Here is a 20508-nt window from a genome sequence, read left to right on the forward strand (position 1 = left end):
ACGGCCTGGTAAGCCGTTTAGGTCGGTTCGACTCCGATCCTCGCCTCCAAATAATAAACGAATGGGCCTGATTTGGGGCCCGTTTTGTTTTTACAAGTCGCTTCAGCACGGAATTAAATTCAGTAAAGACGCGGCTCAGATCGAGTTCACCGTCAGCGGCTCAGCAAGCCGTTGTAATCGGCTTGAATGGATGCCACTGTCCCCTTCGCGAACACACAGAAGCCAAGACTCGCCGCTCACCTCAGTCACGCCGGCTCAAGGCATCGATGATCCTGCAGTCAGCGACCCTGCCGCCGCCGCAGGACGACAGCAGGCCCGACAGTTGGATCTTGAGCGCCACCAAATCGGCGATCTTCTGCTCGATCGCGTCGAGGTGCTCACGCGCCAGGCAATCGACCGTGCCGCAATCGTGCTCGCGCTGGTCCGACAAGTCGAGCAGATTCCGGATCTGGTCAATCGAAAAGCCGATATCGCGCGCCCGCCGCACGAAGATCAGGCGGTCCAGGTCACCGCTCCCGTAGGTCCGGTAATTGGCGGCGGTGCGCGCCGGCGACTGCAGCAGCCCGATCTTCTCGTAATAGCGCACCGTTGGCGCCGGCGTGGCGGCGGCGCGTGCCAGCTCGCCGATGTTGAAATTTTGCATAGTTCCGCTTGACCTTATAGTGACTTGAAGCTTTATAAAGTGAAGCTCCTTCACCGTCAAGCAACTCCTCTTTCCATGCGAAGTCCATTCATTGCCAGGCGGTTCGCCGCATTACTGGCGATTTTCCCTATTGCCATGGCCCAGGCTTCCGATCTGACCCTGGACCAGGCCATTGTGCTGGCGCAACAACGGCTTCCGGCCGTGGCGGGCGCTGCGGCGGGTGTGCGTGCCGCGGACGCCGGCCTCGACGCCGCAAGGCTGCGTCCCAATCCTGTCCTCAATGTCGAGGCCGAGAACGTGCTCGGCTCGGGGCCTTACGCCGGCTTCGGCGGCGGCGAAAAAACCTATTCGCTGTCGCTCCCGGTGGAACTGGGCGGCAAGCGCGCTGCGCGCATCGCCGTGGCCGAGGCCGAGCGCGATTTCGCCGGCGTCAATGCGCTTGCCGCACGCGCCGACACCACGCTGCGCATCACGCTGGCCTGCACGGCGGTGGCTGCGGCCGAGCGCCGGCTGGTGGTGGCACGCGAAGAACTGACGCTGGCCGAGCGCGGGGCGCGTGTCGCGGGCGAACGCGTCGATTCCGGCAAGGCCTCGCCGATCGAGCGCCAGCGCGCCCAGGTGATGCTCACCAATGCCCAGGTCAAGCACGACCGGCTGGCGCGCGCGGTCGGCACGGCGTCGAATGCGCTGGCGCGGCTGCTCGACCTGGCCGCACCGGTGACGCTGGCCGCTCCCTGGTTCGACGATGCCGGTACTGGCGTGCCGGCGCCGGTGGCGGGCGCGCTGCTGCCGGTCGCCGCCGCCGACGCCCAGGTCGCCGCCGCGCGGGCGCGCAGCACCGCCGCACGTAGCGCGCGCATCCCCGACCTGGTCGTGACCGCCGGCACCCGCCGCTACGGCGACAGCCGCGATTCGGCTGCCGTGCTGGGCCTGTCGATCCCGCTGCCGCTGTTCAATACCGGCAGCGCCGAACTGGCGCGCAGCCGCGCCGAACTGGACCGCGCCGAAGCGGAACGCGCAATGGTCTCCAGGGATGCCGAGCAGGCTGCCATCGATGCCCTGGCCGAGGTCGCAGACACCCAGGCCGCAGCGCTGGCGGCGAACGGCCCGGCGCTGGACGCCGCCAGCGAGGCGGCGCGCATCGCCAGGATCGGCTACGCCGAAGGCAAATTCTCGCAACTCGACCTGATCGAAGCCGAGCGCTCGCTGGCCGAGACCCGCGCCACCGCCATCGACGCCCTGGCCGCGCTGCACGAAGCCCGCGCCCGCCTCGCGCGCCTGCAAGGAAGCAGCGCGCCACTCTATAAGGAATAAGAATATGCAAGCACTTCTCCGATCGGCCGTGTGCGCCGGTTTGCTCCTGCTCGGCGCCTGTGGCCGCACGCCGGAAGGCGCACCCGCGGCGGCGGCTGCCAAGCCGGCCGCCGAGGCCGCGCACCACGATGACCATGACGACCATGCGCAAGGCAAGGACGAGCACGCGCAGGAAAAGGACGAGCATGGCCACGCGCACGAAGACGGCCATGGCGACGAGCACGGCGACGAGCATGCCGGGGGCGAAGCCGACATGGTCCGCCTGACCGACGCCCAGGTCGCCGCCGCCGGCATCTCGGTACTGCCTGTGGAAAGCGGCTTTGCCGGCGCGCTCGAGGTGCCCGCCGTGCTGGTGGCCGATCCCGCCGCGACCGGCGTGGTGGCGACCGCGGTCGGCGGTCGCGTCGTCGAATTGCGCCGCAACCTCGGCGACGCGGTCGCGCGCGGCGACGTGCTGGCGGTGATCGAGAGCGCCGACGTGGCCGAGCTGCAGGCCGAACTGGCGAGCGGCCAGCGCCAGCTGGAGCTAGCCGAATCGACCTTCCGGCGCGAAGAGCGCTTGCTGCGCGAGCAGGTCACGGCGCGCCAGGACTTCGACGCCGCCCGCACCGCGGCCCAGCAAGCCCGCATCCGGGTCGACCTGGCGCGCCAGCGCTTGGCGGCCTCCGGCGGCGCAGTCGATGGCGCCCTGAACCGGCTCGCGATCCGCGCGCCGATCAAGGGCTTCGTCACCGCGCGCCAGGTCACGCTGGGCGATGTGGTCGCTCCCAACGCCGAACTGTTCCGCGTCGCCGACCTTGGCCGGATCGCGGTCGAACTGTCGCTGTCGCCCGACGACGCGGGCGCGGTCGCGGTGGGCGCGCCGGTCACCGTCAGCGCCGGCAAGCGCAGCGCCGAGGCGCGCGTGATCTCGCTGTCGCGGGTGGTCGACCCGGCCACGCTCCAGGTGCGCGCGGTGGCGATGCTGCCGAACGGCCAGGGCCTGTGGCGCATCGGCGAGACGGCGCGCGCCTCGGTGCCGCTCGGTGCTGGGGAGGGGGCGGGGCAGCTCGCCGTGCCGCGCAGCGCGATCCAGACCGTCGAAGACAAGCCGAGCGTGTTCGTGCGTGTCAAGGACGGCTTCGCGGTCAAGCACCTGGTGCTGGGCGCAGCCAGCGGCGCCTGGGTCGCGGTCACGCAGGGCCTGGAGGGCGGCGAACAGGTCGCGGCCACCAACAGCTACATCCTGAAGGCCGAACTCGGCAAGGGCGAGGGAGGCCACCATGACCACTGACGCCATTCGCTCCGCAGCAACGGAGGGCGTGCACGCATGATCGCCGCCATCGTCAATTTCTCGGTGCGGCAGCGCTGGCACGTGCTGCTGGCCGCCATCGTGCTGGCGCTCGTGGGCGCGGTGGCGCTGTCACGGCTGCCGATCGACGCCGTGCCCGACATCACCAACAACCAGGTGCAGATCAATGTGGTCGCGCCGGCGCTGTCGCCGGGCGAGCTGGAACGCCAGGTCACGTATCCGATCGAAACCGCGTTCGCCGGCATTCCCGGGCTCGAGTCGACGCGCTCGATCACGCGCCACGGCTTCGCCCAGATCACCACGGTGTTCAGCGACGCTACCGACATCTATTTCGCGCGCCAGCAGGTGGCCGACCGCCTGCGCGGCGCCGAGCGCGAGCTGCCGCCCGGTGTCGATGCCGAGATGGGCCCGATCGCCACCGGCCTGGGCGACATTTATATGTGGACGGTCGAATTCGCCACTGGCCACGAGAAGGGCGCCAGCGCCGGCGCCCAGGCGGACGGCAGCTACCTGACGCCGGAAGGCGAACGCCTGCGCACCGAGGTCGAGAAAGCGACCTACCTGCGCACGGTGCAGGACTGGATCGTCGCCCCGCAGCTCAAGGGCACGCCGGGCCTGGCCGGGGTCGACGTGATCGGCGGCTACGTCAAGCAGTACGTGGTGCGGCCTGACGTGCAGCGCCTGGCCGCTGTCGGCATGAGCCTGGCCGACCTGGCCGCCAGCCTGGAACGCAACAACACCAGCAGCGGCGCCGGCATCGTCGACCGCAACGGCGAAGCGCTGACCGTGCGCGCCAATGCGCGCGTGGCCAGCAGCGCCGAACTGGCGCGCACCGTGGTCGCGACCCACGATGGCACCCCGGTGCTGCTGTCGCAGGTCGCCAGCGTCGGCACCGGCCAGGCGGTGCGCTTCGGCTCGGCGTCCGAAGACGGTCGCGAAGTGGTGGTCGGCACCGCCGTCATGCGCATCGGCGAGAACAGCCGCACGGTGGCGATGGCGGCTGACGCCCGACTCATGGAGATCGCCCGTTCGCTGCCGCCGGACGTCGTGATTAAACCGGTGCTCGACCGCACCCAGCTGGTCGATTCGACCATCGCCACCGTTGCGAAAAACTTGACGGAAGGTTCGCTGCTGGTGATCGCGGTGCTGTTCGCGCTGCTGGGGAATTTCCGCGCGGCGTTGATCGCGGCGGCCGTGATTCCGATTACCATGCTGCTGACGGCAACCGGCATGCTGCAGACCGGCCTGAGCGCCAACCTGATGAGCCTGGGCGCGCTGGACTTCGGCCTGATCGTCGATGGCGCCGTCATCATCGTCGAGAACGCGTTGCGCCGCATGGGCGAGCGCCAGCATGCGCTGGGCCGGGTGCTGGACACGGAAGAACGCATGGAAACGGTGGCCGCGGCGGCGCGCGAGATGATCCGCCCGAGCGTGTTCGGCCAGGCGATCATCATCCTGGTGTATGTGCCGCTGTTGGCCTTTCAGGGCGTCGAGGAACGCATGTTCGCGCCGATGGCGATCACCGTGATCCTGGCGCTGGCCTTCGCCTTCGTGCTGTCGCTTACCTTCGTGCCGGCCATGATCGCGCTGTGCCTGACGAAACACGTGGACGAAAAGGAGAACCGCATCGTCGGCGCCGCCGCGCGCGGCTACCGCCCGTGGCTGGAACGCGCGCTGCGCCGGCCGCTTCTCACCGCCGGCATCGGCGCCGGCGCCTTCGCCGGCGCGCTGGCCCTGTTCACCACGCTGGGCCAGGAGTTCCTGCCGACTCTGGACGAGCACAACGTGCTGCTGCAGGTCTCGCGCGTGCCCGGCACCTCGGTCGACCAGAGCCAGGCGATGCAGTTCGCGGGCGAGAAGGCGCTGGCCAGGGTGCCCGAGGTAAAGCTGGTGTTCTCGCGCACCGGCACCGCCGAACTGGCGGCCGACCCGATGCCGCCCAACGCCACCGACACCTTCGTGATGATCAAGGACCGCAAGGACTGGCCCGATCCAAAGCTGGACAAGTCCGAGCTGCTCGAGAAGATCGAGGCGGCGGTGTCCGGCATCCCGGGCCAGAACTACGAGTTCACGCAGCCGCTGCAGATGCGCTTCAACGAGCTGCTGGCCGGCGTGCGCGGCGACATCGCGGTCAAGGTCTATGGCGACGACTTCGACGCCATGACCCGGAGCGCCGAACTGGTCGCCGCCCAGTTGCGGACGGTGGAGGGCGCCGCCGACGTCCGGGTCGAGCAGGTCGAGGGCTTGCCGCTGCTCGACGCGGTGCTCGACCGCGACGCCATGGGGCGCCTCGGCCTGTCCGCGGCCGACGTGTACGACACGCTGGGCGCCGCGCTGGCGGGGCGCGAGGCCGGCCATATCTACGAGGGCGACCGCCGCTTCGACGTTGTAGTGCGCCTGGGCCAGGAACAGCGGCAGGACATCGAGGGCCTGGCGCAGTTGCCGGTGCCGCTGCCGGGCGGGGGCTTCGTGCCGCTGGGTGCGGTGGCGCGGCTGGAGACGGCCAAGGGCCCCAACCAGGTCAGCCGCGAGAACGGAAAGCGCCGCATCGTGGTGCAGGCCAACGTGCGCGGGCGCGACATCGCCGGCGTGGTGGCCGACGCCAGGGCCGCCATCGACGCCAACGTGCGCCTGCCGGCCGGCACCTGGCTGGCCTGGGGCGGGCAGTTCGAGAACCTCGAGCGGGCGCGCGACCGCTTGCTGCTGGTGGTACCGCTGTGCTTCGCGCTGATCGTGTTCCTGCTGTATTCGGCGCTCAAGTCGTGGCGCGCCACCGCGATCGTGTTCACCGGCGTGCCGCTGGCGCTGGTCGGCGGCGTCGGCGCGCTGTGGCTGCGCGGGATGCCGTTCTCGATCTCGGCGGCGGTCGGCTTCATTGCGCTGTCGGGCGTGGCGGTGCTCAACGGCCTAGTGATGGCGGGCGCCATCGACGGTCTGGCCCGGCGCCTGCCGTGGCGCGAGGCCGTCAGCAGTGGGGCCCTGAGCCGCCTGCGTCCGGTGCTGATGACGGCGCTGGTGGCGTCGCTCGGCTTCGTGCCGATGGCGCTGGCCACCGGCGCCGGGGCCGAGGTCCAGCGCCCGCTGGCCACGGTCGTCATCGGCGGGCTGGTATCGAGTACCTTGCTGACCCTGTTCGTGCTACCGTCGCTGTACCTGCGCTTCGTTCGGCCCAGGGACGCCATGGCCGCCAAGCCGGCAAGCCATGACTGAGCGCGCGACAGACCGCCGCTGGGTGCTGTTGTTCGGCGCTTGGCTGGTCGCGCTGCTGTCCAGCGGCGCGGTGCTGTTCGTGGGCGAGGTGATGGGCCAGGCGCCCTGCAATCTGTGCTGGTTCCAGCGCGCCTTCATGTTCCCGCTGGCGATCGTGCTGGGGCTGGCCAGCCTGCGCGGCGACGCCGGCGTTTGGCGCTACGCGCTGGCGCTGAGCATTCCGGGCGTGCTGGTGGCGCTGTTGCACAGCCTGGTCTACCTCGGCCTGGTGGCCGAGAGTATTACCCCTTGTGGTGGCGGCGTGTCCTGCGCGGGCGCCGACATGACCATCCTGGGAGGGCTGCCGCTGCCGTTGCTGGCCCTGGCCGCCTTTTCCACCATTACGCTGTTTCTTGTCTTGATCCGATCGAGGACCCCCGCATGAGTACACGCACTGGTATCGTCATCTTCACCGCCTTGCTGGCCATTGCCGCCTTCGTCGCCGGCGCCTCGTGGTATGGGCGCGCGCAGCAGGAGCAGGGCGCCAGCCTGGCCGCTGCGCACGCGGGCAGCATGGAACGTCCGCATTCGCCCATGCTCGGCCCGGCTGCCGCACCGGTCACCATCGTCGAATTCCTCGATCCGGCATGCGAGGCATGCCGCGCGTTCCATCCCCACGTCAAGCAGATATTGCGCAGCCACCCGGAGCGGGTACGGTTGGTGATCCGCTACGCGCCTTTCCACGGCGACGTCTCCGTCACCGGCGTCCGGATACTCGAAGCGGCGCGCCGCCAGGGACGCTTCGAGCCGGTGCTGGACGCGTTGATGCGCGGCCAGCCGGTGTGGGCCAGCCACGACGCACCGGCCCCGGAGCGCGCTTGGGAGTTCGCGCGCGAAGCGGGTCTGGAACTGGGCACGGCGCGCGAATTCAATGCCGGCGATACGGTGGAAAAGATGCTGGAACAGGAAGTCGCCGACCTGCAGGCGGTGGGCGTGCGCTTCACGCCGACCTTCTTCGTCAACGGCCAACCGCTGGCGGAGCCGGATCCCGCTGCGCTGTTGCGGGTGGTCGAGGAGGCGCTGGGCGAAGCGCGCGCCCAGTAGGCGCGTCACGTGCTTAACATCATCTTAACGCGCTGTTTTCTACGATCGGCCCGGCGGGTTCAGGGCCAGGCCCCGCAAGCGATTTTGGCGAAAGGATGATCATGGCCCATACCAATAATGCACTGCGTCTCGATATTCCGGTGCTGCTGCCCGGTGTCATCGACGCCGATGACGTGGTTGTCGGCCGCTTGTTGGGGGAATTGCAAGGCAGGGAAGGCGTGCAGCATGTGCATGTCGAGGCACCCGCCGGCGACGGTCCGGCGCAGCTGTGCATCCATTATGACCCGGCTGTGCTGCCGTTGGCGCGGGTGCGCGAACTGGTGCGGGCCAGCGGCGCGCGCGTCGGCGAACGCTTCGGTCACGTGCTGTGGGAGGCGGACGGCATCGGCCATGCGCGCCGAGCGCGCACCGTGGCCGAGCGCCTTGGGGGCGAGCCAGGCGTGCTGGCGGCGCAGGTCAGCGCTGCGGGGTTGGTGCATCTGGACTTCGACCGCAGCCTGACTTCCGAGGACGCGCTGCGCCAGGCAATGGCGGCGCTGGGCGTCACGGCGCCGCACGACGGCGGCCATGGGCATGCGCACAGCAATGAACACGAGCACGAACACGAGCACAAGCATGGTGAGGAGCACGGCCACGCGCATGGTGGCCTGCTCGGCCCTAACACCGAACTGATCTTCGCACTTGCCAGCGGCGCCCTGCTGGCCGCCGGTTTCGTCGCCGGACGCTGGTTCGCGGGCGCGCCGGACTGGCTGCCGTTGGCCTGCTATCTGCTGGCGTATTTGTTTGGCGGCTTCTACACGGTGCGCGAGGCAATCGACAATCTCAAGCTCAAGCGTTTCGAGATCGACAGCCTGATGCTGGTCGCGGCGGCCGGCGCCGCGGCGCTCGGATCTTGGGCAGAAGGCGCGCTGCTGCTGTTCCTGTTCAGTCTCGGGCATGCGCTGGAGCATTACGCGATGGGCCGTGCGCGGCGCGCGATCGAGGCGCTGGCGGAGCTGGCGCCCGACAGTGCGACGGTGCGGCGCGAAGGCGCGCTGCTGGTGGTGCCGGTAGAGCAGCTCGAGATCGGCGACATCGTGCTGGTTAAACCGAACGAGCGCCTGCCGGCCGACGGCTTCATCGTGGCCGGCACCTCGGCAGTCAACCAGGCCCCGGTGACTGGCGAGAGCATCCCCGTCGACAAGCGGCCAGTCGACGACGCGACTCGCGCGCGGGCACGGCCTGACGCCGTCGACGCTGCCTCGCGCGCCTTCGCTGGCACCATTAACGGCGCCGGCGGCCTCGAGATCGAGGTTACCCGGCGCGCGGGTGAGTCGGCACTGGCGCGGGTCGTCAAGATGGTGAGCGAGGCCGAGACCCGCAAGTCGCCGACCCAGCGCTTCACCGATCGCTTCGAGCGCATCTTCGTGCCGGCCGTGCTCTGCCTGGTGGCACTTCTGCTGTTCGCCTGGGTCGTGGTCGACGAACCGTTCCGAGACAGTTTCTACCGTGCGATGTCGGTGCTGGTCGCGGCTAGCCCATGTGCGCTGGCGATCGCCACGCCAAGCGCGGTACTGTCGGGGATCGCTCGCGCGGCGCGCGGCGGGGTGTTGGTCAAAGGCGGCGCGCCACTCGAGGAACTCGGCGCGCTCAACGCCATGGCCTTCGACAAGACCGGCACGCTCACCGAAGGCCGGCCGCGTATCGTCGACCTGGAGCCTGTCGATGGCAGCAGCGAACAGGAATTGCTGGCGGTGGCGGTCGCGGTGGAGTCGCTGAGCGACCACCCGCTCGCCGCCGCCATCGCGCGCGACGGCGGTGCACGCCTGGGCGGCCTGGCGTTGCCGGCCGCGAGCGGCCTACGTAACCTGATCGGGCGGGGCGTCGGCGCGAAGATCGACGGCCAGCCGGTCTGGATCGGCAAGGTCGAGATGTTCGGTGCCGACGGCGTGCCGGCTCTGGGCGCGGCCGCGTCGGCCGCTGCCGAAGGCTTGCGCGAACGGGGCCGCACCACGATGGTGGTGCGCATGGGCGGGCGCGACCTGGGCGCGATCGGGCTGTTAGATACACCGCGCGCCGGCGCGCGCGAGGCGCTGCAGGCGCTGCGCGGCCTCGGCATCGAGCGCATGATCATGATCTCGGGCGACCACCGCAAGGTCGCAGAGGCGATTGCCGCCGACGTCGGCCTGGACGAGGCTTGGGGAGACCTGATGCCGGAAGATAAAGTCGAAGCGATCCGTGAGCTGCGCCGCGAGGCACGTGTGGCGATGGTCGGCGACGGCGTGAATGACGCGCCAGCGATGGCGAACGCCACTGTCGGTATCGCGATGGGCGCGGCCGGCTCCGATGTCGCGCTCGAGACGGCCGACGTCGCGCTGATGGCCGACGACCTACGCCACCTGCCGTTCGCGGTGGGCCTGAGCCGCCAGACCCGCAGGATCATCCGCCAGAACGTGTTCGTCAGCCTGGGCGTGGTGGCGATCCTGATCCCGGCCACCATCCTCGGCCTCGGCATCGGACCGGCGGTCGCGATGCACGAAGGATCGACCCTGCTGGTGGTCTTCAACGCCCTGCGCCTGCTCGCCTACCGCGACGCCGGCGCCAAACCCGCACTGAAAGGAGCCGCATGAGCGGACATCATTCGATCGAAACCAGCCCGGCGGACAGTGCCGACGCCGGCAAGCAGCAATCGGCATTGCTGAAGGTAATGTTCATCAACGGCGGCCTGGCGGCAGGCCTTTTCGCGGCGGCCCGCGCGTCCGATTCCAGCGCGCTGATGGCGAACGCGCTCGACAACCTGTCGGATGCGACAACCTATGCGGTCAGCTATTTCGCCGTTACCCGGTCGCTCAAGTGGAAGGCCGCGGCAGCGGCGATCACCGGTGTCATGCTGCTGCTACTCGCCGCAGGAGTGCTTTGGGACGCTTGGGGGCGCTACCAGGAAGGGTCCGAACCGCTGGGGCCGGTAATGGTGGTAATGGCCTTTCTGGCTGTCGGGCTGAACTACTGGTGCATTCGCATCTTGCGCGCTTTCCGCAGCGAAGACGTCAACCTGCGCGCTGCGTGGACCATGAGCATCAACGACTTCGCTTCCAATACCGGCATCGTCGTGGCCGGCGTGCTGGTCTACCTGTTCGGCGCCAACTGGCCAGACTTGCTTGTGGGCGCGGCCATTGCCCTCGTTGCGATCTACGGCGGCGTCGGCACGCTGCGCGACGCCTGGAACGAATACCGCAAGGCGAACCGAGGCGCCTGAGTCGGCGCCGCGGCGCCAGGTCAGGAAGTGCTAAGCGCGTCCAGGATGGCACAGGCGCCTCCGGCGCCGCCGCCGCACTGGCTGCGCAACTGGCGCAGTTGCGTTTCGAGCGAGGTCAGAGCAGCGATGCGCTGGGTGACGTCGCCGATGTGGCGATCGATCAGGGCGTTCACGTCGGCGCAACTCTGTTGCGGATGGTCGCGCAACGCCAGCAGGGCGCGGATCTCATCGAGTGTCATGTCGAGCGCGCGACAATGTCGGATGAAGCCGAGCCGGTCGGCATGCTCCTGTCCGTAGCTACGGTAATTGTTGGCGTGGCGGTCAGGAGGAGGAAGCAGGCCGACCCGCTCGTAGAAGCGGACGGTCTCCACCAAGCATCCGGTCCGCTGTGCCAGTTCACCGATTTTCATTTTTTCGTTCCTTTGCAAGAAAAACCTTGACCCTGTACCAGGTACAGGCTGTTAAATGGAGATATTACACAATTGTTGAGGAGCCGACATGTCGGACTGCAATTCCAAGTCATGTTGCCAGCCCAAGCCGCCGGCCCGGACCATCCCAATCGCTCCGACAGGACCGGTGATCCGGATTATTCCCGCGGAATTGGACGAGCCGAACGTCCAAGCCGTTCCGGATGTCGCGGCGTCCGACGCACGGCAGATGACAGTGCACATTGCCCAGATGTGCTGTCCCACCGAGGAACGCGTATTGCGCAGTTCACTCGGTAAGCTGGCCGGCGTCGAACAGCTCGACTTCAACCTGATGCAGCGCGAACTGCGGATCATCCATACGATGGCCGATCCGGCGCCGATCCTCGATACAATCCGCGCGCTGGCGATGGTGCCCGTGATGGCTCCGGCTGGCACGCAACGCACCGCCGCCATGACGGAGACGGCGGCCACGCCGTCTGGCGCGACGGCGGCGCCCGCGCCGGGCGCTGCGCAGACGCCGGCGGCGTCATCGCGCGCGCCGTTCCTCAGACTGTCGCTCGGCCTGGTGGCCGCAATCGGCGCAGAGGCCTGGGCCTGGGCGACAGGCAACGACGGCGCCTGGCCGGTGTTCGCGCTGGCCGTGATCGCGATCGCGCTGACCGGCCTTGGGGTCTATCGCAAGGGCTGGGCCGCGCTGCGCCACCGTGACCTGAATATCAATGCCTTGATGTCGATCGCCGTGACCGGCGCCGTCCTGATCGGGCACTGGCCCGAGGCGGCGATGGTAATGGTGCTGTTCGCGCTGGCCGAGCAGATCGAGGCGCGCGCGCTGGACCGGGCTCGCAACGCGATCCAGGGTCTGATGGCGCTCACGCCCGAGCGCGTAACCGTGCGCGACGCCGACGGGCAGTGGCGCGAACGCGCCGCGGCCGGCGTCACCGTGGGCACGCTGGCGCGGGTGGCGCCGGGAGAGCGGGTCGCACTCGACGGCGAAGTGACGGCCGGCGAATCGAGCGTCAACCAGGCGCCGATCACGGGCGAGAGCATGCCGGTGCCGAAGGGCGCCGGCGACCGGGTGTTTGCGGGCAGCATCAACGAAAGCGGCTCGTTCGAGTACCGCGTGACGGCCGCCCACGACGATTCGACCCTGGCGCGCATCATCCGCACCGTGCAGGAAGCGCAAGGCAAGCGCGCGCCGACCCAGCGCTTCATCGACCGCTTCGCCGCCGTCTACACGCCGATCGTGTTCGTGGTGGCGCTGCTGGTGGCGCTGCTGCCGCCGCTGCTGATGGGCGGCGCCTGGGATGACTGGATCTACAAGGCGCTGGTGCTGCTGGTCATCGCGTGCCCGTGCGCGCTGGTGATCTCGACGCCGGTGACGGTGGTCAGCGGCCTCGCGCGGGCGGCGCGTGCCGGCATCCTGGTCAAGGGCGGCGTCTACCTGGAGCAGGGCGCCTCGCTACGCAGCGTGGCGCTCGACAAGACGGGCACCGTGACCCAGGGCCGGCCGGCGCTGACGGACATGGTGCCGCTGAACGGCGATGGCGACGAGGCGCTGCGCCTGGCGGCGGCGCTGGCAAGCCGCTCCGACCATCCGGTTTCGACGGCTATCAGCCGCCACTGGCAGGAACAGCGCGAGGCGCAGGTCTTGCCCGAGGTTGACGACTTCGCGGCTTTGCCCGGACGAGGTACCCAGGGCCGTGTGGCGGGCGCCATATATTCTCTCGGCAACGCCCGGCTGTTGGCCGAACTCGGCAGCGTCGATGTCGAAGCGGCGCGCGCGATCGAGCGGCTGGAAGGCGAAGGCAAGACTGCAGTGGCGTTGTGCGCGGGCGCGCGCGTGCTGGCGGTGATCGGCGTGGCCGACACCATCCGCGCGACGAGCGTACAGGCGGTGGAACGCCTGCACCGGCTTGGCATTCGCACCGTCATGCTTAGTGGAGATAACGTGGTCGCCACCGCCGCGATCGCGCGCCAGGTCGGCATCGACGACGCCCGCGGCGGCCTGTTGCCCGAAGAGAAACTGGCGGCGGTCGAGGCCGAGGTGGCGCGCCACGGCATGGTCGGCATGGTCGGCGACGGCATTAACGACGCCCCGGCGCTGGCGCGCGCCAGCATCGGTTTCGCGATGGGCGCGGCCGGCACCGACACCGCCATCGAGACCGCTGACGTGGCCCTGCTCGACGACGACTTGCGCAAGTTGCCCGAATTTGTTGTCCTGAGCCGGCGCACGTTTGCCGTGCTGCGCCAGAACATCGCGGCGGCCTTGCTGATCAAGGCGGTATTCCTGGTGCTGGCGATCGGCGGCTGGGCAACCCTGTGGATGGCGGTTTTCGCCGATGTCGGCGCCAGCCTGTTGGTTATTTTCAACGGTTTGCGTTTATTACGTGCAGAGTTGCACGAGCGCAGCATCTAATCGGCCCCGATGGTATACTTCATCCCATGACCCGCCGCATCCTCTCCTGCCTGCTGCTGATGCTCGCGTTCCAGTTCACCTGGAGTGCGATCAGCGCCTATTGCATGCACGAGACCGGCGCCGCAGCCAAGCACCTGGGGCATCACCAGCATAAGCAGGATGACCACGAGGGGCAAGCCGCCGAGCGCCTGGCAGCCGTTGACGACGGTAAGACGGCGTCCGGCAAGAAGACCGCCGCCCACACGCATTGCGCTTCCTGCGTTCATGCGGTGCTGGCGCCGGCCGCCGTGGCGCCGGCACCTTATTTGATGCTGGCCAGACTCGCGCCGGCCACCACAGAGGTGCGTTTCGCCTCGGTCGTCCAGCTCCCCCCCGAGCGCCCCCAATGGCGCGCCGCCGTGTAAGTCCGGCGGCATTTACCTGCACTTGATGTAGCCCACATGGCCCGTGGCCGCGCGTTGACGCGCGTGCCGCATGGCAGGCCTGTCGCCGGATAGCTTTCGATTCAATTCTTTCGGAGTTATCCATGCAACCCAGATTCCTGATCATGGGGGCGATCGCGCTGCTCGCGCAGACCGTCCCCGCCTATGCACAACCCATGGCGCAAGCGGATGCGCATGCCGCCACGCCGCGCGCCGCTGCCGTGGCTGCCGCTGCGGTGGCCGGCGAAACGGCGCCCCTGACCCTGCAGCAGGCGCTGCAGGCAGCCTACGACCGCAATCCCGACCTGCGCACGGCAGGCCGAGCGATCGGCATCGCCGACGGCCTGCGGGCCCAGGCCGGCGTCTTGCCCAACCCAGAACTCGGCCTCTCTACCGAGGGAACCGACCGCCGCAGCCGGGTCGAGACCGTCGAGATCTCCCAAGCCATCGAGCTCGGCGGCAAGCGCAGTGCCCGCATCGCCGCCGCAGAGCAGGAGCGGGCGCTGGCCCAGGTCACTGTCAGCGGCCGCCGCGCCGAGCTGCGCGCCGACGTCATGGCCGCCTATCTCGACGCCCTGACCGTGCAGGAACGCGTCGCGCTGGCCCGTTCGGCGATTGAGGTGGCCAGCCGCGCCACCAATGCCGCAGCGCGCCGGGTCGCGGCCGGCAAGATCTCGCCAGTCGAGCAGACCCGTTCCAGTGTCGCCGAAGCGGCGGTGCGGCTCGAACTAACCCAGGCCACGGCCGAGCTGTCGCAGGCACGTCGCAAGCTGGCTACCTTGATGGGCAGCACCGGCACGGTCGAGCAGCCACTGGTCACCCCGGAGCTCGAATTCGCCGCCATCCCACCGGTGGCCGAGCTGGAGCAGCGCCTGGAGTCGGCGCCGCGCCTGCGCCAGGCGCGCGTCCAGGTCGGGCGTGAGGAAGCGCTGGTGCGGGTAGAGCGCTCGTTGCGGGTGCCCGACCTGCGCGTGACAGTCGGCAGCCAGCGCGACCGCGAACGCAACGGCGCCACCCAAACTCTGCTGGGGGTGTCGATTCCACTGCCGCTGTTCAACCGCAACCAGGGCAACCTGGCGGCCAGTCTGCAGCGCGCCGACCAGGCCCGCGACGAGCTCGACGCCGAACGCTTGCGCCTGCACGGGGCGCTGATGGATGCGCGCGAGCGCGCAGAGGTCGCCCAGCTCCAGCTCGACAGCCTGCGGCGCGACATGGTGCCAGCCGCCCAGCAAGCCTACGACGCCGCCGTCACCGGCTTCGAGCTCGGCAAGTTCGGCTTCCTCGACGTCCTCGACACCCAGCGCGCGCTGATCCTGGCGCGCACCGAATACCTGCGCGCGCTGTCGGCGCGCTACCTGGCCGCGACCGACATCGAGCGCCTGGTGCCGACGCCAGGCGCCGGCGGCACCGCCATTTTCAAGGAAAGCATCCAATGACTGCCCCCAACAAGCAAAACAAGAAATCCATGCCGCTGATCGCGGCGATCGTGGCTGTCGGCGCCGTGCTGGCGCTGGCGATCCTTTTCTGGAACCGCGAACCCGCCGGCGACGACGACGGCCACGGCCACGCCGAGAGTGCGCACACCGAGGCACCGAAGGCCGCCGCTAAAGATGGCGCCAAGGAAGGCGCCGAGGAAGAGCATGGCGACGAAGACGTCGTCAAGCTCGGCGCCGAGCAGATCAAGTCGGCCGGCATCACCAGCGCCATCGCTGGCCCTGCCACCATCACTAACACGATCCGCCTGCCCGGTGAGGTGCGGGTCAACGAAGACCTGACCGCTCATGTGGTGCCGCGCCTGCCCGGCGTGGCCGAATCGGCTCCGGCTGAGCTCGGCCAGTCGGTGAAGAAAGGGCAGGTGCTGGCGGTGATCTCGAGCCCTGCGCTGGCCGACCTGCGTAGCAGCCTGGACGCGGCCCAAACCCGCTTGGCCCTGGCCAAGACCCTGTACGAGCGCGAGAAGAAGCTGTGGCAGGACCGCATCTCGGCCGAGCAGGATTACCTGCAGGCCCAGCAGGCGTTCCGCGAGGCCGAATTGGCCGCGCAGACTGCTCGCTCGAAGCTGACCGCGCTGGACGTAAAGACCGGCGGCGGCGCCCTTAACCGCTACGAACTGCGTGCACCGTTCGATGGCGTGGTGGTGGAGAAGCACATCACCATCGGCGAAGCCGTGGCGGAGAACACCAATGTGTTCGTGCTGAGCGATCTGTCGCGTGTCTGGGTCGATTTAGCCGTAACACCGAAGGACCTGGGCACCGTGCGTAGTGGCGTCGACGCCACCATCACCGCCCCGACCGCTGGATTGTCCGCCAAGGGCAAGGTGAGCTACGTGGGTTCGCTGGTCGGAGCCCAGACCCGCAGCGCGATTGCGCGCGTGATCATCGACAACCCCGAGGCCGCCTGGCGTCCGGGCCTGTTCGTTGACGTCTTGCTGTCCCAGGGAACCCGCGTGGCGCCGGTCACGGTGCCGGTCGGTGCCATCCAGACGGTCGAGGACAAACCTTCGGTCTTCGTGGTGACGGAAGAGGGCTTCCGCGCCCAGCCGGTCAGGACCGGCATCGTGGATGGTCCGGCGGTCGAGATTTTAGAGGGACTGGCGCCGGGTGTGCGCTACGTGAACAACGGCAGCTTCGTGCTCAAGGCCGAACTCGGCAAGGGCAGCGCCGAGCACGCACACTGACCAGGAGAACCCATGTTTGAACGCATCATACGTTTCGCCATCGACAGCCGCTGGCTGATCATGGGGCTGGTCCTCGCCATGGCGGCGATCGGCGTCTATAACTACCAGCGCCTACCGATCGACGCAGTGCCGGATATTACCAATGTCCAGGTCCAGATCAACACGTCGGCGCCGGGCTATTCGCCACTCGAAGTCGAGCAGCGCATCACCTACCCGGTCGAGACCGTAATGGCGGGCCTGCCCGGCCTGCAGCAGACCCGGTCGCTGTCGCGCTACGGCCTTTCGCAGGTGACCGTGATCTTCAAGGACGGTACCGACATCTATTTCGCGCGCCAGCTGGTCAACCAGCGGCTACAGGAAGCGCGCGAAGGCCTGCCGGAAGGCGCGACTCCCGTCATGGGCCCGATCTCGACCGGCCTGGGCGAGATCTACCTGTGGACCGTGGAGACCGAGGAGGGAGCGAAAAAGCCGGATGGCAGCGAGTACACGCCGACCGACCTGCGCGAAGTCCAGGACTGGATCATCAAGCCCCAGTTGCGCCAAGTGCCGGGAGTGACCGAGATCAACTCGATCGGCGGCTTCAACAAGGAGTACCACATCACGCCGGACGCCAATCGCCTAAGCTCCTACGGATTGGGCCTGGGCGACATCGCGCTGGCGGTGGAGCGCAACAACGAGAACACCGGCGCAGGCTACATCGAACGCTCCGGCGAACAGTTCCTGATCCGCGCGCCGGGCCAGGTGGCCACCATGGACGACATCCGCAACACCGTGCTCAAGAACGTCGACGGGGTACCGGTGCGCATCCGCGACGTGGCCGACGTCGCCATCGGCAAGGAGCTGCGCACCGGTGCCGCCACCGACAACGGCAAGGAAGTCGTGCTCGGCACCGTGTTCATGCTGATCGGCGAGAACAGCCGGCAAGTGTCGCAGGCGGTGGCAGAAAAGATGGCCGAGATTAACCGTACCCTGCCGCCCGGAGTCAAGGCGGTGCCGGTGTACGACCGGACCGTGCTGGTCGACAAGGCGATCGCGACGGTCAAGAAGAACCTGATGGAAGGCGCGATCCTGGTGATCGTCATCCTGTTCCTTTTCCTCGGCAATATTCGCGCCGCGATCATCACGGCGATGGTGATCCCGCTGTCGATGCTGTTCACTTTCAGCGGCATGGTGACTGGGAAGGTGAGTGCCAACCTGATGAGCCTGGGGGCGCTCGACTTCGGCATCATCATCGATGGTGCCGTCGTGATCGTCGAGAATTGCGTGCGCCGCCTCGCCCATGTGCAGGAACACCTGAAGCGTGACCTGACGTTGAAGGAACGCTTCCGCGAAGTGTTCGCTGCCGCCCAAGAGGCGCGCCGGCCGCTGCTGTTCGGCCAGCTGATCATCATGGTGGTGTACCTGCCGATCTTCGCCTTGAGCGGGGTCGAGGGCAAGATGTTCCACCCGATGGCGTTCGCGGTCGTGATCGCCCTGCTGGGCGCGATGATCCTCTCGATTACCTTCGTGCCGGCCGCGGTGGCGCTGTTCATCGGCAAGCGCGTGGCCGAGAAGGAGAACCGCCTGATGTCCAAGGCGCGCGACCTGTACGCGCCGGCGCTCGCTGCCGTGCTGCGCAACGGCCCGGTGGTGCTGACCGGCGCGATCGTCGTCGTGGTGCTGTCCGGCCTGCTGGCCACGCGCCTGGGCAGCGAGTTTATCCCCAACCTGAACGAAGGCGACGTCGCGATCCAGGCGCTGCGCATCCCGGCGACCAGCCTGACCCAATCGGTCGAGATGCAGCAAAAACTCGAGGTGGGATTGAAGGCGAAGTTCCCGGAGATCGAGCGCGTGTTCGCCCGTACCGGTACCGCCGAGATCGCATCGGACCCGATGCCCCAGAATATCTCGGACGGCTACATCATGCTCAAGCCCGAGGCCGACTGGCCGAAGCCGAAGCGCAGCCACGCCGAGCTGGTCGCGGCAATCCAGGAAGAGGCCGGCAAGTACACCGGTAACGCCTACGAGTTCTCGCAGCCGATCCAGCTGCGCTTCAACGAGCTGATTTCCGGGGTGCGCAGCGACGTCGCCGTCAAGCTGTATGGCGACGACATGGACGTGCTGAACCAGACCGGGGCGCGCATCGCAGCGGTGCTGCAGCGCGTGACTGGGGCTGCCGAAGTGAAGGTCGAGCAAACTACCGGCTTGCCGATGTTGACCGTCAAGATCGACCGCGACAAGACTGCGCGCTACGGCCTGAACATGTCTGACGTGCAGGAAACCATCGCCGCCGCCACCGGCGGGCGCGAAGCCGGCACGCTGTTCGAGGGTGACCGCCGTTTCGCTATCGTGGTGCGCTTGCCGGAAGTCCAGCGAACCGACCTCGACGCGCTGCGGCGCCTGCCGATCCCGCTGCCGGCGCAAGTCGGAGCGGAGGGCAGCGCCGGGAGCGGCAGCGGCGCGGCGCCCTCGGCGGGCGCGGCCTTCATCCCGCTGGGCGAGCTGGCGACGTTGGAACTGGCCCCGGGCCCGAACCAGATCAGCCGCGAGGACGGCAAGCGCCGCATCGTGATCAGCGCCAACGTGCGCGGTCGCGATATCGGTAGCTTCGTGCCCGAGGCGCAGGAGGCGATCGCTGCCGGCGTGAAGATCCCGGCCGGTTATTGGATGAAGTGGGGCGGCACTTTCGAGCAGCTGCAGTCCGCGACCGCGCGCCTGCAGATCGTGGTGCCGCTTGCGCTGTTCCTGGTGTTCACGCTGCTGTTCATGATGTTCCGTAACGTCAAGGATGGTTTGCTGGTGTTCACCGGTATCCCGTTCGCCCTGACCGGCGGCATCGTGGCGCTGGCGCTGCGCGGCATCCCGCTGTCGATCACCGCGGCGGTGGGCTTCATCGCATTGTCCGGGGTGGCGGTGCTGAACGGCCTTGTGATGATCTCGTTCATCCGCTCGCTGCGCGAAGGCGGCATGTCGCTCGACCAGGCGATCACCGAGGGTGCGCTCACACGCCTGCGTCCGGTCCTGATGACGGCGCTGGTAGCCTCGCTCGGCTTCGTGCCGATGGCGATCGCGACCGGCACAGGCGCCGAGGTCCAGCGCCCGCTGGCCACCGTTGTGATCGGCGGCATCCTGTCGTCGACGATCCTGACCCTGTTGGTGCTGCCGCTGCTGTACCGGATGGCGCACCGCAAGGACGGCGACAAGCCGCTCGTTGCGGAGCCAGTGGTGGTGCCGCACTGAGCGGTCGCAGCGGACGTCGCCTCGCCTTGTCCGCTGCAGTCTTAACGCCATCCTGACGTACCGCCGCCTATCATCGGATGATTTGAGCGGCGGATTTGAAAAGTGAAAGAAGACATCGTCAGTGAATACAAGAGCGTCGGCGGCCTGCGCCGCGTCGGAGCCGCATTCGGCTACTCAGTCAAGGGATTGAGGGCGGCCTGGGCGTTCGAACATGCTTTTCGCCAGGAACTGCTGGTAGTGGCGCCCGGCATGCTGCTGGCCCTGTTCCTGCCCGTCGCGCGGCTGGAAAAGCTGGCTCTGGTCGTGGTGCTGTTGCTGGTGCTGGTGGTGGAACTGTTGAATTCAGCGATCGAGGCAGTGGTCGACCGGATCTCGCTCGCCCACCACCCCTTGTCCGGGCGTGCCAAGGACTTGGGGAGCGCCGCCGTGCTGCTGGCGATCGCCATCGCAGCGCTCACTTGGGCGATGCTGCTCGCGCCACTGTTCATGGGCCTATGGGCGGTCTGACGCGCGGCGTTTAGCGGAAACTTAACGTCCGCCTGACATCCGCCTGAGCACCGGCTGTCTATT

Annotated in this window: 15 protein-coding genes; 13 read left to right on the top strand and 2 right to left on the bottom strand. The window is 68.2% G+C overall.

What is annotated here, in order from left to right; genetic code table 11:
- Positions 1-241 precede the first annotated feature (241 nt).
- Positions 242-643 (bottom strand): MerR family transcriptional regulator, encoded by a 402-nt coding sequence (locus LO55_RS16010; protein ID WP_071362214.1) that lies wholly within the window; start codon positions 641-643, stop codon positions 242-244.
- Between the two features lie 135 nt (positions 644-778).
- On the opposite strand from LO55_RS16010, the gene LO55_RS16015 reads away from it, so the two are divergent.
- From LO55_RS16015 to LO55_RS16045, 7 genes are all read left to right on the top strand, one after another.
- Positions 779-1957: a TolC family protein gene (locus tag LO55_RS16015; protein ID WP_218145981.1), complete on the top strand. Its 1179-nt coding sequence runs from the start codon at positions 779-781 to the stop codon at positions 1955-1957.
- A 4-nt stretch (positions 1958-1961) separates the two neighbouring features.
- The gene (locus LO55_RS16020) at positions 1962-3230 is read left to right on the top strand and encodes an efflux RND transporter periplasmic adaptor subunit (protein WP_083415354.1); all 1269 of its coding nucleotides are present in this window, start codon (positions 1962-1964) and stop codon (positions 3228-3230) included.
- Positions 3231-3266: 36 nt separating this feature from the next.
- Entirely contained in the window at positions 3267-6458 is a 3192-nt protein-coding gene (locus LO55_RS16025) for an efflux RND transporter permease subunit (protein WP_071362215.1), read from the top strand.
- Positions 6451-6882 carry a disulfide bond formation protein B gene (locus LO55_RS16030; RefSeq protein WP_071362216.1) on the top strand — a complete coding sequence of 144 codons (432 nt, stop codon included), beginning with the start codon at positions 6451-6453 and terminating at the stop codon, positions 6880-6882. The genes LO55_RS16025 and LO55_RS16030 overlap by 8 nt, the downstream gene beginning before the upstream one ends.
- Positions 6879-7541, top strand: coding sequence for a DsbA family protein (locus LO55_RS16035; protein WP_071362217.1), 663 nt, complete (start codon positions 6879-6881; stop codon positions 7539-7541). The genes LO55_RS16030 and LO55_RS16035 overlap by 4 nt, the downstream gene beginning before the upstream one ends.
- Positions 7542-7642: 101 nt before the next feature.
- Positions 7643-10150 (top strand): heavy metal translocating P-type ATPase, encoded by a 2508-nt coding sequence (locus tag LO55_RS16040; RefSeq protein ID WP_071363807.1) that lies wholly within the window; start codon positions 7643-7645, stop codon positions 10148-10150.
- Positions 10147-10776, top strand: coding sequence for a cation efflux transmembrane domain-containing protein (locus LO55_RS16045; RefSeq protein ID WP_083415355.1), 630 nt, complete (start codon positions 10147-10149; stop codon positions 10774-10776). Before LO55_RS16040 ends, LO55_RS16045 begins: the two co-directional genes overlap by 4 nt.
- A 20-nt stretch (positions 10777-10796) precedes the next feature.
- Here LO55_RS16045 and cadR read toward each other — a convergent pair whose 3' ends face one another.
- Positions 10797-11186, bottom strand: a complete 390-nt coding sequence (gene cadR, locus LO55_RS16050) for a Cd(II)/Pb(II)-responsive transcriptional regulator (protein WP_071362218.1) — start codon at positions 11184-11186, stop codon at positions 10797-10799.
- A gap of 88 nt (positions 11187-11274) precedes the next feature.
- On the opposite strand from cadR, the gene LO55_RS16055 reads away from it, so the two are divergent.
- From LO55_RS16055 to LO55_RS16080, 6 genes are all read left to right on the top strand, one after another.
- The gene (locus tag LO55_RS16055; RefSeq protein ID WP_218145982.1) at positions 11275-13620 is read left to right on the top strand and encodes a heavy metal translocating P-type ATPase; all 2346 of its coding nucleotides are present in this window, start codon (positions 11275-11277) and stop codon (positions 13618-13620) included.
- 26 nt (positions 13621-13646) lie between these two features.
- Positions 13647-14024, top strand: a complete 378-nt coding sequence (locus LO55_RS16060) for a hypothetical protein (protein WP_071362220.1) — start codon at positions 13647-13649, stop codon at positions 14022-14024.
- Positions 14025-14146: 122 nt separating this feature from the next.
- Positions 14147-15478 (top strand): TolC family protein, encoded by a 1332-nt coding sequence (locus LO55_RS16065; RefSeq protein WP_071362221.1) that lies wholly within the window; start codon positions 14147-14149, stop codon positions 15476-15478.
- Positions 15475-16719 carry an efflux RND transporter periplasmic adaptor subunit gene (locus LO55_RS16070; protein WP_071362222.1) on the top strand — a complete coding sequence of 415 codons (1245 nt, stop codon included), beginning with the start codon at positions 15475-15477 and terminating at the stop codon, positions 16717-16719. The genes LO55_RS16065 and LO55_RS16070 overlap by 4 nt, the downstream gene beginning before the upstream one ends.
- A gap of 12 nt (positions 16720-16731) precedes the next feature.
- A complete protein-coding gene (locus LO55_RS16075; protein WP_071362223.1) occupies positions 16732-19938 on the top strand; it encodes a CusA/CzcA family heavy metal efflux RND transporter in 3207 nt (1068 codons plus the stop codon).
- A 102-nt stretch (positions 19939-20040) separates the two neighbouring features.
- A complete protein-coding gene (locus tag LO55_RS16080) occupies positions 20041-20445 on the top strand; it encodes a diacylglycerol kinase (RefSeq protein ID WP_071362224.1) in 405 nt (134 codons plus the stop codon).
- Positions 20446-20508: the final 63 nt, after the last annotated feature.

It is taken from the genome of Massilia timonae (genome assembly GCF_001866515.1).
Lineage (GTDB): Bacteria > Pseudomonadota > Gammaproteobacteria > Burkholderiales > Burkholderiaceae_D > Telluria > Telluria timonae.

Excerpts from the sequence above, each read along its gene's own strand:
- cadR (WP_071362218.1), bottom strand. The coding sequence starts at position 11,186 with ATGAAAATCGGTGAACTGGCACAGCGGACCGGATGCTTGGTGGAGACC.
- LO55_RS16025 (WP_071362215.1), top strand. The coding sequence starts at position 3,267 with ATGATCGCCGCCATCGTCAATTTCTCGGTGCGGCAGCGCTGGCACGTG.
- LO55_RS16030 (WP_071362216.1), top strand. The coding sequence starts at position 6,451 with ATGACTGAGCGCGCGACAGACCGCCGCTGGGTGCTGTTGTTCGGCGCT.
- LO55_RS16055 (WP_218145982.1), top strand. The coding sequence starts at position 11,275 with ATGTCGGACTGCAATTCCAAGTCATGTTGCCAGCCCAAGCCGCCGGCC.
- LO55_RS16010 (WP_071362214.1), bottom strand. The coding sequence starts at position 643 with ATGCAAAATTTCAACATCGGCGAGCTGGCACGCGCCGCCGCCACGCCG.
- LO55_RS16070 (WP_071362222.1), top strand. The coding sequence starts at position 15,475 with ATGACTGCCCCCAACAAGCAAAACAAGAAATCCATGCCGCTGATCGCG.
- LO55_RS16035 (WP_071362217.1), top strand. The coding sequence starts at position 6,879 with ATGAGTACACGCACTGGTATCGTCATCTTCACCGCCTTGCTGGCCATT.
- LO55_RS16075 (WP_071362223.1), top strand. The coding sequence starts at position 16,732 with ATGTTTGAACGCATCATACGTTTCGCCATCGACAGCCGCTGGCTGATC.
- LO55_RS16040 (WP_071363807.1), top strand. The coding sequence starts at position 7,643 with ATGGCCCATACCAATAATGCACTGCGTCTCGATATTCCGGTGCTGCTG.
- LO55_RS16015 (WP_218145981.1), top strand. The coding sequence starts at position 779 with ATGGCCCAGGCTTCCGATCTGACCCTGGACCAGGCCATTGTGCTGGCG.
- LO55_RS16045 (WP_083415355.1), top strand. The coding sequence starts at position 10,147 with ATGAGCGGACATCATTCGATCGAAACCAGCCCGGCGGACAGTGCCGAC.
- LO55_RS16060 (WP_071362220.1), top strand. The coding sequence starts at position 13,647 with ATGACCCGCCGCATCCTCTCCTGCCTGCTGCTGATGCTCGCGTTCCAG.
- LO55_RS16065 (WP_071362221.1), top strand. The coding sequence starts at position 14,147 with ATGCAACCCAGATTCCTGATCATGGGGGCGATCGCGCTGCTCGCGCAG.
- LO55_RS16020 (WP_083415354.1), top strand. The coding sequence starts at position 1,962 with ATGCAAGCACTTCTCCGATCGGCCGTGTGCGCCGGTTTGCTCCTGCTC.